This window comes from Paenibacillus sp. ov031 (genome assembly GCF_900143165.1).
Taxonomy (GTDB): domain Bacteria; phylum Bacillota; class Bacilli; order Paenibacillales; family Paenibacillaceae; genus Paenibacillus; species Paenibacillus marchantiae.
In genome coordinates this window covers 1,111,363-1,125,567 of the sequence record NZ_FRDO01000001.1, presented here as the reverse complement: position 1 = coordinate 1,125,567, position 14,205 = coordinate 1,111,363, and the positions used below count along the sequence as shown (strand labels likewise).

General features: G+C 46.0%; 12 protein-coding genes. 4 read left to right on the top strand and 8 right to left on the bottom strand.

Translation table 11 applies throughout. The features are described 5' to 3' along the window. Positions 1 to 119: 119 nt before the first annotated feature. From BUA17_RS04890 to BUA17_RS04860, 7 genes are all read right to left on the bottom strand, one after another. Positions 120 to 2,135 (bottom strand): alpha-L-arabinofuranosidase C-terminal domain-containing protein, encoded by a 2,016-nt coding sequence (locus BUA17_RS04890; protein WP_072733480.1) that lies wholly within the window; start codon positions 2,133 to 2,135, stop codon positions 120 to 122. 33 nt (positions 2,136 to 2,168) lie between these two features. After that, a complete protein-coding gene (locus BUA17_RS04885) occupies positions 2,169 to 3,062 on the bottom strand; it encodes a carbohydrate ABC transporter permease (protein WP_072732783.1) in 894 nt (297 codons plus the stop codon). Between the two features lie 16 nt (positions 3,063 to 3,078). After that, on the bottom strand, positions 3,079 to 4,041 hold the full coding sequence (locus BUA17_RS04880; RefSeq protein WP_072732782.1) for an ABC transporter permease: 963 nt from the start codon (positions 4,039 to 4,041) through the stop codon (positions 3,079 to 3,081). Positions 4,042 to 4,074: 33 nt separating this feature from the next. After that, positions 4,075 to 5,643, bottom strand: coding sequence for a type 2 periplasmic-binding domain-containing protein (locus BUA17_RS04875; protein WP_072732781.1), 1,569 nt, complete (start codon positions 5,641 to 5,643; stop codon positions 4,075 to 4,077). A 158-nt stretch (positions 5,644 to 5,801) separates the two neighbouring features. Then, positions 5,802 to 7,493, bottom strand: coding sequence for a response regulator (locus tag BUA17_RS04870; RefSeq protein WP_072732780.1), 1,692 nt, complete (start codon positions 7,491 to 7,493; stop codon positions 5,802 to 5,804). Between the two features lie 3 nt (positions 7,494 to 7,496). Further along, positions 7,497 to 9,296 carry a sensor histidine kinase gene (locus BUA17_RS04865; RefSeq protein ID WP_072732779.1) on the bottom strand — a complete coding sequence of 600 codons (1,800 nt, stop codon included), beginning with the start codon at positions 9,294 to 9,296 and terminating at the stop codon, positions 7,497 to 7,499. A 72-nt stretch (positions 9,297 to 9,368) separates the two neighbouring features. Then, a complete protein-coding gene (locus tag BUA17_RS04860) occupies positions 9,369 to 10,223 on the bottom strand; it encodes an AraC family transcriptional regulator (RefSeq protein ID WP_063565113.1) in 855 nt (284 codons plus the stop codon). A 123-nt stretch (positions 10,224 to 10,346) separates the two neighbouring features. Here BUA17_RS04860 and BUA17_RS04855 point away from each other — a divergent pair, with 123 nt between their 5' ends. The 4 genes from BUA17_RS04855 (at position 10,347) to BUA17_RS04845 (ending at position 13,082) form a co-directional block, all read left to right on the top strand. Then, the gene (locus tag BUA17_RS04855) at positions 10,347 to 11,885 is read left to right on the top strand and encodes a sulfatase family protein (protein ID WP_072732778.1); all 1,539 of its coding nucleotides are present in this window, start codon (positions 10,347 to 10,349) and stop codon (positions 11,883 to 11,885) included. A 112-nt stretch (positions 11,886 to 11,997) separates the two neighbouring features. Next, positions 11,998 to 12,174 carry a chromate transporter gene (locus BUA17_RS31950; RefSeq protein WP_348537057.1) on the top strand — a complete coding sequence of 59 codons (177 nt, stop codon included), beginning with the start codon at positions 11,998 to 12,000 and terminating at the stop codon, positions 12,172 to 12,174. Continuing rightward, a complete protein-coding gene (locus BUA17_RS31945; RefSeq protein WP_348537056.1) occupies positions 12,165 to 12,527 on the top strand; it encodes a chromate transporter in 363 nt (120 codons plus the stop codon). The genes BUA17_RS31950 and BUA17_RS31945 overlap by 10 nt, the downstream gene beginning before the upstream one ends. A gap of 24 nt (positions 12,528 to 12,551) precedes the next feature. After that, positions 12,552 to 13,082: a chromate transporter gene (locus BUA17_RS04845; RefSeq protein WP_072732777.1), complete on the top strand. Its 531-nt coding sequence runs from the start codon at positions 12,552 to 12,554 to the stop codon at positions 13,080 to 13,082. 105 nt (positions 13,083 to 13,187) lie between these two features. On the opposite strand, the gene BUA17_RS04840 is transcribed toward BUA17_RS04845, so the two are convergent. Then, complete coding sequence (locus BUA17_RS04840) at positions 13,188 to 14,198, bottom strand: aldose 1-epimerase (protein WP_244552070.1); 1,011 nt, start codon at positions 14,196 to 14,198, stop codon at positions 13,188 to 13,190. Positions 14,199 to 14,205 lie beyond the last annotated feature (7 nt).

Here is a 14,205-nt window from a genome sequence, read left to right as displayed (position 1 = left end):
CATCAGGCAAGTATCGGATTGATTGGTGGTCAAGACACCACAGAACAGAAAATAGGGTTTCAGAACTTAGGTAAAGGTTCTGAAACCCTATTTGTCTACAGTCCGGGATGTCGAGACAATTAGTCTACCTTTCCAAACTCCAGCACGTAGATGGATGAAGGACGTAATACGTAACCACGCTGCAAATCCTCAGTCAAAACACTCCGTTCTGCGCACTTGATATGATCGGGTTGAAACACGGAGTTGATGTTATTGTGCGAATCGCTGGTAATCTCATATAAGGTCCCCTCTTCACTCGCATCGAAAACTTGTAAATCCAGCTTAACCGATACTTCCTCCAAGCTTCGGTTCACAATAAACAAGGTGACCCTGCTGCCATCAACATTCATTCCGGCTACAACATCCAGATCGGGGAGTGCATCCAGATCTACAGGCGTTTTTTGGTTTGAAGTTACAGAGAATGTTCCACATTCAGCTTCGACAGGCAGGATATGATGAATATCCCGATTCGCGTAAAGCTTTAATACTTCATAGGTTGGAGTTCCATAGATCGTGAGTGGGTGTCCACTCCATCCAGCATGCTTGCCCCGATATTGATCCGCATAGAAATCCCCGACACGGATACATCCCCCAAGCCAACCATTGACCAGATCGGAGAAACTGCCAATCTGCACGCTATCGCTGCAACGAATCATTTCATTCAGATTGGCGGCATTCGCCACGGCTGCTCCAAGGGTATGCTCGTCTGGCAGTCCTTTTCGCACAGTGTTTGGATAGTACATCGTGTTATATTCGGTGATGGCCAGCTTCACATGCTGATGCTTGATGTCGGAATGAATGACCTCCATTGTCTGGTGTATATAGTGCCGGGTCCACTCGGGATAACTAGCCATTGCTTTATACCGATCCTCAGCCGGCGTATCCCGATTCATGCCAAAGGCACCGTAGCCGTGATACAAATGTAATGTTAAATAATCGATATACTCCCCTGCCAGAGCAAGCACAGTTTTATTCCAATCCTGCTCGTAATGTCCACAGGCCAGCAATACAATGGAAGGATCTGCTTCCTTCATCGTTTTGGCAAACTGTACGGTCCGCTCCGCAAATTGCTCCGCAGAGCAAGCTCCAACTTGCCATTGCCCCCAAACCTCGTTGCCGATCTCCCAATACTCCACATGATATGGTTCCGGAGATCCGTTCTTCGCCCGAAGAGCCCCCATTGGGGTATCTACACTTCCATTACAATATTCAATCCATTGGGCGGCCTCTTGAGGTGTACCCGATCCATCGTTCACACAAATCAGAGGTTCCACCTCCAGCTCGTAACAAAAGCGGATAAATTCATCCGTTCCGAAATATTTGCTGGTCCATCCTCCCCATGCCTCGTTGTACATGACTGGCCTCTCCAGAATCGGCCCAACGCCATGCTCCCAGTGATAGGCGCTAATGTAGTTCCCTGCAAGTCTCATCATGCCTGCGTTTAGTTCTCTGGTCATCTCTATTATTTCGCTTTTTACCAGAGCAATATGATCCACAGGCAATAAAGACACATGGTCCAGCCAGAGCATTCCCGTGGAGACATGATCGATCCATCTTGGATGCTCTGTCGGAACATACACCCGAATCTCTGCATCTGAACAAGCACGTAGGATCGTCAGCCGTCCTTCATAATCCTGCCAGTTATGGCTGTGCAATTCGATTTTCAACTGACCGAGCACTTCTTCCGTACGTCTATCGACCGCCTCCACCATCAAATACTGGAATTCGATGGAGGCTCGCGCAACTATACGAACGGTGTAGTCCATAGGCCCTTTCAATGCACAGCTTTGTGCAATCCCGGCGTACGCTTCATCATCACTAAAGATACGAATACGCTGAGCGCGACCCGAATGTCTGAGAGCCGGGGCTTCCATTGCATATTGCGTATTTCTTCCGTTGGTGTAGGTACTCCAGCTTCCCGATACAGAAGCGCTTGATTCAGCCTCGCTTTCAAAGTCCATATCCTTCAATGGAAATGCAAGCATCGCTTCCATATGGTCTCGGATGTCTTCCACAAAATGCCCAAACAAAAAAGGGTTGACCGTGTGTTCGCTTACACGACTACAATCTATACTAATTCTGGCGTTTGATTTCAACATAAGTCCTCCATCATTGTGGTTGATATGGATTTAACCTTTAATCGATCCAATCATGACCCCTTTAACAAAATGGCGCTGCACAAAAGGATACATCAACAGTACAGGCAAACTGGAGACGATAATCACCGCATACTTGATGCTCTCCGCGAGCAGGATTTTGTCTTCCAAACCAAGGCTGCCGTCCACGGCATCGGATTGGCTGATCAGCAGAATTTCGCGCAGTACCAACTGAAGCGGATGCAGATTTTCGTTACGAATATAGATGAGCGCGTTAAAAAAAGAATTCCAATGGCCTACGGCATAGAACAGCACCATCACGGCCAGGATCGGCTTGGACAGGGGCAGGATAATGCTCACAAGCAGCCGCCAATTGGAGCACCCATCCATGTGGGCAGCTTCTTGAAGCTCCCAGGGAATACTCGACTGAAAATACGTTCTCATCACGATCAGATTGTACGTGGCGATTGCGCCGGGAATGATCAGAGCCCACATCGTATCCACCATGCCCAGATTTTTGACCAATAGATACGTTGGAATTAATCCGCCACTGAAGAACATTGTTAGCGTGATGAACACCATGATTACATTACGTCCAGGAAGGTCAGGTCTGGAAAGAGGGTATGCAGCCAATACGGTCATGATAATGTTAATCACAGTGCCCACGACCGTATAAAATATTGTATTACGGTATCCCAGCCAAATCTTCTCGTTGTGTAGAATATTCGTGTAAGCATCCAGCGTCAGTCCTTTGGGCAGTAACCAGACTTCTCCGTTTAATACTTTTGTGGGATCACTGAACGAAGCACTCACGATAAAAATCAGCGGGTACAACACAGCGATGATAATGATTGAGGCTATGATGTAGATGATTACATCGAAAATCCGATCATTGGAACTGGCTTGTATTGTCGCCTGCTTGGACATGGGATCTTGCCCTCCTTTACCATAAGCTCGTCTCAGACGTCTTGCGCGCAATCCGATTGACCAGTAAAAGTAACAGCAGATTAATGATTGAATTAAAAAGCCCGATAGCAGCTGTATAGCTGTATTCTCCCTTGAGGATACCTGTCGTATAGACAAACGTTGAAATGACGTCGCTCGATTCCAGATTGAGATTGTTTTGCATCAGCAAAATTTTCTCAAACCCTACGTTCATGAAATGACCGATATCCAGAATGAGCAAAATGATGACGACCGGAGCGATGCCGGGTAGCGATATATGCCAAATGCGCCGCAGCCGTGACGCTCCATCCATCTTGGCAGCTTCATACAGATGCGGATTCACTCCGCTCAAGGCTGCAATATAGATGATGGATTGCCAGCCCATGTTCTGCCATATATTCGAACTGATAAAAATGGTTTTGAACCAACCTGCTTCCTCAAGAAAACGGATCGGTGTACCTCCGAATGCCTCAATTAGCAGATTGACTGGACCCGTATGGGGCGAGAGAAACACATTCAGTATGCCAACGATAACGACCACTGAAATAAAGTGGGGAATATACGTAATATTTTGCAGCCACTTGCTGAAGGTTTTATTGCGAATTTCGTTAATAATTAGTGCTAGCAGAATCGGAATCGGAAAAGCAATTAATAAGGAGAACAAGTTAATCGATAATGTATTCCATAGAAGTCTCCAGAAATAATACGAATCAAAGAATCGTTCGAAGTGGCCAAAGCCTTCCCAGCTGCTGCCCAGAATCCCTTTAGCCGGATTGAAATTTTTGAACGCAATTTGCAGTCCATACAGAGGGGCATAGTGGAATACCACATACCAAGTGACTGGCAGAAGCAGCATAAGGTACAGGTCCAATCTTTTACCCATTTGCCTGAACAGGCCTGAACTCTTTTTCGGATGGCTTCGTGGCATCGTCATCGTTGTATCGGTTTTGACGCTTTTCATAGGCAACTGCTCCTCATCCATGATGTTTCAGCATTATTTCTGCATCTTGTCAAAGGCATCCTGATACAACTTCTCCAGTTCCTCAACTCTCATCTTTTTGAGCGTGGCCTGGAATTGCTCCCACTTGTCAAAACCGATTGCACCGACTATAAATTTTGTACTCTGTTCTTCGTAATATTTATCGATATCATTTCGAAGGATGTTAACTTCCTGGGCGGTTTGCTCATCAAACATCGGAGCCGCATAGCGAACTTTTGGCATGAACGGATCGAGCTTTTGCTGCGCCTCCTGCACCTGAGGTGGATTGATAAAGGAAGCAACCTGTTCACTGATGAGATGTGGCGCGCCTCCGCCGGCATAAGGCGTAATTTTGGCCTGGTTACTGATTTCTTTCAGGAAGTCCTCTTTATAGTAAGGAATACCATCCTTCATCTCGTAATGCTCGCCTTCTCTTCCGAATCGGAGCAGGGTAGAACCCTCGTCACTGTAGAAATAATCAATCCAACGCATCGTGACTTCAGGATATTTATTGACGGATGTGATTGCAAAGGCTCCAAAATCCCTGGCTACTGGCAGAGCCTGACTCTGTAAACGGTCACCTTGTGGACCTTCCAGTGGGGCGATACCAGTATATTGGTCTTTGATCGACAAGAAGTTATTATTCGTCTGGTCAAAGAAAAAACCTGTATTTCCCGATCCCTGCTTGGCCAGATATTGCGCTTCCGTATGTGAAAATATTTCCTGATCCAGCAGCTTTTCCTTATACAGCTTATTTAAGTACATCAGCATTTCTTTATTCTGGTCGCTGCCCATCCAGATACTAACTTTGTCATTTTCAATATTAATGTTATAGCCGAGCTGTGAATCCAATCCGAATGACCCACTCATCGCGTTTACAACAGCCAATCCTACGCGGGCTGTCATCGGAAGTTCATCCTGTTTGCCGTTTCCATTCGGATCACCATCACGGAAGGCAAGCAATACATTGTAAAGTTCTTCGGTGGTCTCCGGCACTTTCAGATTCAGCTTGTCCAGCCACATCTGATTGATCCATTTCTTATCCGTACGCGCCGCACTTAGCGTAACAATACCCGGAATTGTATAAATGTGGCCCTCTGGTGTAGTAATGCCTGAGCGAATTTCGGGATATTGTTCCATTAATTTCTTCAAATTCGGAGCATATTCATCGATAAGACCTTCCAGTGGGATCAATTGGCCGGCAGAGCCATAGCGGATGGCTTCAAGCGGGGAAATACCTGAACGGAACAGGGCATCCGGCAGTACATTCGAAGCAAACAACAGATTTTTTTTCTCCTGAAAACCATCCGTCTGCGCTTCAATGAATTCCACCTTTACATGGCTTAATTTCTCGTAATCCTGGAAAACCGGCATCTCCTTGAAAGGGCCATTTACGGGTGCAATGCGGGTAAACATCTTGAGATTCACCGGTTCGTCCACAATCGGAAACCCGTTCGTATGAACGTCGTTCTTCGAAACCTCTGGTGAAGCTTCGTTATTGCTTCCACCGGAATTGCATCCAGCCAGCATCAAACTGGAAGCGATCATCATCATGATCATATTTCTTCCCCAGCGTTTGCGCATAAAGTTGTGCCCCCCACAATTCTTTATCACCAACGTAATTTGTAAGCGTTCACGGTTGGTGTGTGCTCATTATAATTCACCGGGCATGGAAGGTAATTACAATAATATGACCCTTTACTCCACATATTTTACGAGTTTAGAGTTCTGCTCTTATCTGCCTAGTTTCCCAAGTGCAAAGTCGGGAGTTTCGTTTCGTTCTTCCTTTTTCCTGGATTGCTCAAATACGCTTGCGGTGTTAAACCCGTTATTTCTTTGAATACTTTGAAAAAGTAGTTGTGTGTCGTAAATCCCACTTGCAAGCTTATTTCTTTAATCGAGTATCGGCCGCTGTCCAGCAGCTTGCACCCTGCGTCAATCCGAACCTGATTCAGATATTCTGAAAAAGTCCGCTGCGTCTCCTCCTTGAATATTCTGCTTAAATAGGAGGCATTCAGGCCGATAACGCTTGCCGCAATCTCCAATGTGACATAACCGGAATACCTTTCCAGAATGAATTGGATCGTCTGCGTGACATGGCGAGAATAGGAACCGATTACACGATGTTGATTCAACAAATGAAACAGACTGGAGAAAAAGGACTGCAGGCCTTGCTCCAGTTCTCTTATCGTTTTCATGCGCCCAAGCTCGCTTCTTGAAGGCAGATTAGCTACCGCTGGATCTGTGGAAGGCAAGCAGGTCCTCCATGCTTTATCACCCGTTTGCATGAGCTCGCTGACAATCATCTGAACCGTATGTGAATGGATAGGCAAGTGGTCAATCGAAGCAATAATAGTGGAAATCAATTGATGCACGCCTTGCTTGTCAAACCTTTCAATGGATAACAGAAGCTGCTTGTGCTCCTCAATGGTCAGAGAAACTCGTTGACTCTGATCGTTTTCATGTGAACGCTTGTCCGAACATGGACTTTTAACTTGGAGGGTATGGCTTCTGAGCGTTTTCACAGACGAAGATCCATCGAGTTCGTATTCGGCGGAGCAGTAACTGGATGCAAGCTGTGATAGACTGGTGCATATTGGCCCTACTGCGGTTACACTTTGCAGATTCAGGAACAGTTCCAACGCATGCTGAATCTTCCGCAGTTGTCCATCTACCTCACGCTGCATGATGTGCTCGCTTCGTTCCCTGAAAGAAAACACGATAACAAATCGCCCTTCCTCAACGTACACCGCTGTCCGCTCATGGATATCACCCAGGCTCTTCTGCATCATATCGACCACCTGCTGAACCAGACCATTGGTCTGCACGTCACTGTACGACTCTGTCAGCAGCAGGAACGGAACAATCTGTAAAGCTGCGGTTGCATATCTGGACGCATGCGGATACAGATTGTCTTTCTGGGAAAAGTCTTCAAACCCGTACGTTGTCTTCGTCTGTCTTTTGAGTAAATACAGCAAATACTCGCGCATAACCTCGGGACTCACTTTCTCGGCCATGGCACTCTCGGCGACCTGTTTCTCACGCAACCGATCTTCCTGCTGCAATTCCGATACGGCTTTATTCAGGATGTTGAGCAGCGTTGACTCATCCAATCGATGCTTGAGCAAATAATCAATGGAGCCATTGTTCAGGCAATCTCGCACATAGTCATAATCGTCATAACTGCTGAGCATAACGGTCTTAATCCACGGAAAACGTTCCTTGATAGCCCGATTGAGCTCTACACCGTTCATTTCAGGCATATCTACATCAATAATGACAATATGCGGTGGCGACTGCTCAATCATCGTTAAAGCAATTAACCCATTATGCGCCTGACCGCATAATTCAAATCCATAGTCAGCCCAGTCCAATAATGTCCATAGATTATGGTATACTAAGGGTTCATCATCGACGAGTAGCACCTGAAACATGGCTTATATCACCTCTCGTTTGGTATTTTCCATACTTTTCTCCAGTTTGGGGAGCCAAATTTCAGCTTTGGTGTACACCCCCGGTTCACTGCACAAATGGACACCATATGAGTCGCCGTATGTGCGAACGATTCGTTCGTGTACATTACGCACACCCATTCCACTAAAACGTGATGTTTCTCCGTTTGTACCCGTACCTTTCAGTAAATACTCCCGTTGCTCCTCCGTGATCCCCTTTCCATTGTCCACCACATCAATATGGAGATTGTTTCCTTCTTCATACACCCGGATCAACACGAATCCATCCTGTTCACGTGGTCCGATTCCATGAATAATTGCATTTTCAACCAGGGGCTGCAGCATCAGCTTCAACACCCGACATTCCAGCAATGCGTCATCCTCAATTTCGGTAATCATCCGAATCGGCTTCATATATCTGTACTTCATGATGGAAATGTAGTGCTCAACATAAGCCAATTCTTCACGTACCGTAAGAAATTCGCTTGAATTACCAAGGACACTTCGCATGAGTTCAATCAACGATCCCGAGACCGCTTCAATGTTTGGAACTCCGTTTAGCCTGGCCAGATACTTGATCGTATTGAGCGAATTGTATAAAAAATGAGGATGGATTTGTGCTTGGAGCGCAGTAAGCTCAGCTTCCCGCTTCTCTTTCTCGCTGACGCGGATTCCTTCGAGCAGATCTTTCAATTCTTCCACCATACCGTTAAAGACATGGTACAGTTGTCCTGTCTCATCTTCACTTTTAATCTCATTTTGGGGAAGTGTCAGATTTCCGTCCTTCACCAACATCATCAGTGATTTTAGTTTTCGGATATTCAAGGTAATTCGGGAAGAGACTTGAAGTGAAACGATCAGTACAACGACAAACACAATAATGGACACCTCTGCCAGCAGTTTGCGCAGCTTCACCGATTCGGTCAGCAGAGAATCCATCGGAACCAAAGAAATAGTACTCCACCCAGTATAGTCGGATTTACGGCGAACAACGATATATTCTTTTCCATCAATGTAACGCCTGATCGCTTCACCATTCGTTGTAAATTGCTGATTGATCTTCTTAATTTCCTGATCTGAAGGAGTAAGAGAAGAGGTGGCTCGGGTTTCATAGACGAATTGATTTCCCTTGTCCAGTACATAGATCATGCTATCTGTAGTTGGTCTCACGTCATATGTTTTCTGGATAAACTCATAATTCAGGTCCACCATAACAATTCCAATGGTCGCACGGTTATAACGAATCTCCCGACCAATGGTAACCGCATTTGATACTCCTGTCTGCTTGAAATATGCGTGCTTTGATCCATTTTGCAGCATGTAATTCATCATTGGCGTACCCAAGATGGTCCTGTCCAGCCAAGGTCCACCTGAGAAAAAAACTTTCCCGCTCAGGCCCACAACGGCTATCCGTGAAATATAGGCCTTATAATCGATCAGCGACGATAGAAATTCATCCATCCGCTTTTGCTCCTGAAACCACTCATAGCTGATCTCTTCATTCGGACTGAGCAAAGTGTCAATGACCGTGTTTTTGTTAGTCACCACGACCGTATTCAGACGGTCGATCTCTTCCAGCATTATGTTCAATGATTCATCTGCCTGCCTTATGCTGTCCGAAACCGAAGTAATCGCATTTTGCGTAATCGTTTCACGCATGCTCATATAAACAATGACCGTAATTAAAATAATGGATACTAGGGTAACGGCAATAAAAGCGATAAAAATTTTCCCTTGAATGCTGCGTTTCGGTGAAATCCATCTCTGCAATGTAGAGAGCTTCATTGTGGGAGTCTCCTTTTTCAAGATCCAATAAAAAGTGAGCGTTCTCCTTACTGGACATGCGTTTGTTCAGGATCAGCTTGAGGTTCTCCTCATCATGATTGGAGGTACTTTATAATAAATTTTGAATGCTCTGGTAAATGAATATAAATTCGGATAACCGAGAGACAAAGCAATCTCCGTAACGGTAGCATCCGTATCCTTTAGAAGCTGTTTGGCCTTATCCATTCGTATTCTCTGCATGAATTTTAACGGAGGCAGTCCAACCTGAGTGGTAAACATATTGGAGAAGTATGAACGATGTACCCCTGCGAAGTCGGCGACCTGCTGCACGGAAATACCCTCTGTTGCATGCAATTCCATGTAATCCATGCATTCATGAATCCAGCCCGCTAGTTCTGTAGGCTGTGCGTAGTTGGTGTCTGGAACAAGACTGGCTAACAATCCATATACCAACCCATGCAACTCCAGCGATACTGCTGGCTTCCACCGTTCCACACATGCTAATGCATGAATCAGTCGTTCGGACGTTTCCTGGACCTGTGGAGAACACATCTGTTTGCCAAACGGACTTTCCGGAGTTAAACCAGCCAGCTCCAATAAGGGTTTGACTTTAGGCCCATCCAATGCCAGCCAGTTCATTTGCAGCGGAGATTCCGAGGGAAGCATGTGATAGTAATAGGTTCTGCCGGGAAACAGACAAAACAAATCATTCTTCTGCAGGTCCACTCTCTTGCCATCAAACTCAAGCCTGACCCTACCTTCATGCACAAAATGAAGACTGTAGCACTCGATACGTTTGGGGCCAACTCGGTAATTGGATTTGGCTATACTTCGCCCTGCCCGAACTGGCCAGATGTGTTCTTCTTTATCCAAATAACCTGGCTTATAGTAGATGAATTCTGCATGCTCATACTCATATTCCTGCATCGTAGGGAGTTCCCTCCTTCTCCTATTTTGTCTGATCATAACAAAATGACAATAAAAATATAACACCGGGCTATTTTTATAACTCGTTTTTTTCAATATCATCTTACTAGGAGGCGATTACACTTGTCGAGAACACCTAACATTTTGCTAATCACTAGTGACCAGCAGCACTGGAACACAATCGGAGCTTTTCAGTCTGAGATTTCCACACCCAATCTGGACCGTCTTGCCCGGCAAGGAACAACGTTTGATCGCGCATATTGCCCAAACCCTACCTGTACCCCTAGCCGTGCTTCTATTATTACAGGTATGTATCCCAGTCAGCATGGAGCCTGGACGTTAGGCACAAAACTGCTTGAAGACCGTCATACCGTCGGGGACAGTTTCCAGGAGGCAGGCTACCGCACTGCGCTAGTAGGTAAAGCACATTTTCAGCCTTTAAAATCTACAGAGGAATACCCGTCGGCAGAAGCGTATCCCATCCTGCAGGATTTGGAGTACTGGAGACATTTCCACGGTCCATTTTACGGCTTTGACCACGTAGAGTTAACACGTAATCATACGAATGAAGCGCATGTCGGTCAGCATTACGCGCTATGGCTGGAAGAACAGGGATGTACGAACTGGAGAGATTACTTCCTTCCCCCAACTGGGACGATGGACCCTTCCGTAACGTATAAGTGGTCCATCCCTGAGAAATATCACTACAACACCTGGATAGCCGAACGAACCAATTCCCTTTTGGAGCAATACACCCATGCTGATGATCCATTTTTTCTGTGGGCCAGCTTTTTCGATCCGCATCCGGAATATCTGGTACCGGAACCTTGGGATTCGATGTATGACCCCGATGATCTGACGATTCCCTCTATAACACCTGGAGAGCATGATCGTAACCCACCACATTTTCAACTGACCCAGGAGGAGAATCCGAATTTTGAGCATCTGGTTGAAACCGGTTTCGGCATTCACGGTTACCGTTCGCATCATTATTATGAATATGGCGACAAATCCCGGCTAACGAAGTATGACAAGAAAAAACTGGTCGGCGTGTATTACGGAATGATCAGCATGATGGATAAATATATTGGCAAAATTCTCGATAAGCTGGATGAGTTGGGTATTGCAGACGATACGATCGTCGTTTTCACAACCGATCATGGTCATTTCTTCGGACAGCATGGTCTTCAGGCCAAGGGTGGATTCAATTACGAAGATCTTATCAAAATCCCATTTATCGTAAGATACCCTGGTGAGGTGCCTGCTGCGAAAAAATCAAATGCCATACAATCGCTGGTCGATCTGGCTCCTACCTTCTTGTCCCTTTGCAACATTGCAATTCCGCACGCCATGACGGGCATCGATCAGAAGAAAGTGTGGATGGGCGCCAAGGAAGCCGTTCGTAATCATGCTCTCTGCGAATTTCGACACGAACCCACGACGATTCATCAAAAAACATATATCGAACAGCGGTATAAAATCACCGTCTATTACAATCAAATCTATGGTGAACTTTTCGATCTTGAACAGGATCCCGATGAACGTTTTAACTTGTGGAATGAACCTGAGTACACCCAGCTCAAGTCTGAGCTTCTGCTCAAATACATCTGGGCTGAGCTTGGCAAGGAGTCCATGCCGATGCCTCGAATTCATCATGCGTGATGGAAAGGATAAGGGTAGCATCCAAAACCTGAAAGAACAATTTATGTTACTGACACAGCTTTTTTGGACTTTCTTTTGCATCGGCCCTTCCACATTTGGAGGCGGATATGCAATGCTGCCTATTATTGAACGCGAAGTGGTGAACAAGAAAAAATGGATACAAGAGGACGAGATCGGTGAGCTTATATCGCTTGCCGGCTCTGCTCCCGGAGGAGTTGGCGTCAATGCCGCTGCGATGATCGGACATCGCCAGGCAGGAATTGCGGGAGCTCTGCCGTCATGGGCGTGACATGTCCCACGTTTTTGATTGTGATCCTGATCAGCGTGTTCGCCATCCTATTTCGTAACCAACCCAAAGTTGAAGCTGCTTTAAAAGGAATGAACGGTGGAATTATTGCACTAATTAGCATGGCAGCTTATCGGACGGCCAGGTATTCTATCTTAGATACAACAACAGCGATAGCTGCCATTGTGACCGTAGCTGTTCTTCTGTTTGCAGGAATTCATCCCCTCTATCTTATTATTTCGGGATTGATATGCGGCATGGCCGTGATTCGGATCAAAAAACGGCTGGGCCTTCAAGTGAAAATGGAGAAGAAGTCTGTAACAGGCAGCTACCCGGAACTGGAATATTACATTTAAGTAAGACGAATCGGAGCGATTGAGATGTACTGGGACCTGTTCATGATGTTTATACGTGTAGGCCTCGTTTCATTTGGTGGCGGTTACGCCGTTATCCCGATCATTCAACACGAGGTAACGGAAAAAGGATGGCTCACAAGCGCTGAATTCCAACAAACCGTAGTGCTGGCCGGTATGGCGCCAGGCTCGATTGCAACCAATGCCGCAACGTTGATTGGTTATCGGACGGCAGGTTATATCGGAGCCGCTGTCTCTACTGCAGGTATGATTTTGCCTTCACTCGTGGTAATTGTGCTACTCTCCGCCTTATTTTATCGGATGCACGACAATTCATGGGTAAAGTCCTCTTTATATGGCTTGCGCCCCGTAACGACGGGACTCATTATCTATGCTGCCATTCATTTTGGATATCCAAGTGAAAACTCAGGCATAAGCTGGGTATGGATTGCGACACTACTTATTAGCGGAGTTTGTTTGTTTCTTCTGCTCAAGTACAAGCTTCATCCCCTTCTGATTCTCAGTGTGGCTGGAGCAGCAGGCATTATCTTATTTTAAATTCACGCTGGCGACGACAGGCTGAATTCACTGCCTTTAATGGTTTTTAAAAGGAGCAGCGATCACAGCATTAGCTGTCCTGGCTGCTCCCCTTCATCTTTATTTTTACGAATGACGCAGATATAATCTGCTCGTTTCCTCCCAGATTTCTCCCGGCTGCAAACTAAATAATCCAGCTTCCTCGGCCTGCATATCCAGATTTGGTGCATTCACAAGATTAATCTGCGGTTCGGGGCAGAAAAACCCTTCTTCCGCATGATTGTTCCAAATCATCCATTGTTTATAAGAAGTTCCCACATCGTAGATCAGGGTCATTCCATTCCTCGTATCCTGAAGCTCCATCCGGTTTCTCCCGTTTTGCGGTACAGCAGTGTAGTGATTATCCATTTCTGCAAAGAACGGATATACCCCGGAGTCACGCATCTGCTCTTCCTCCTGAATCAAGGGCTGAAAACAGGTCGTTGGCAGCATACGTTGATTCAATTCCCATCTGTCTCCAATGGTCAACTTGAGCTTGTAATCACGAGCCGATCCTCCCGGATTAAAGGGAGCGTTAATTGAGGTATGAAAAGCGATCAGGCACGGCATGCTCGAGCTTCCATGATTGCGAATGCGGACATGTTGCATGAGTCCATCACTGCTCAGCGAGTAACGTAATGTAATACTGAATTGAAAAGGAAAGCATACGTATATCGGATGAGTTTCATCAACAGTTATGGACACCGAGACATGGCTTTCATTCTCGGTATGTCCATACTCATCCACAACCCAGGGCGTATTATACAAAAATCCATGCAAATGATTGCCTGTGGTTTCCTCATTGACCGGAAACTGAAGCGTCTGCCCGTTCCAGGCAAACCGCCCGTCCTCATAGCGATTTGGCGGAAACAAAACGGGGATCCCGTGAATCATGGGTCTTGCCTTGAATGAATCCATCTCTTCTGGTGACGGTTCATGAAGGAAGCGAAACCCCCGCTCAAGATCACGATAAGCGACCAGATTACCACCGATCTCCGGCAGCATAACAGCCTCACTGGAACCAAAGCGAAGGTAAATGGCCTTTTCCCCTTGAAAATCGCCTTCCCAGGATCTACTTGTCTCCTTTGTATTCAACACGTATTCC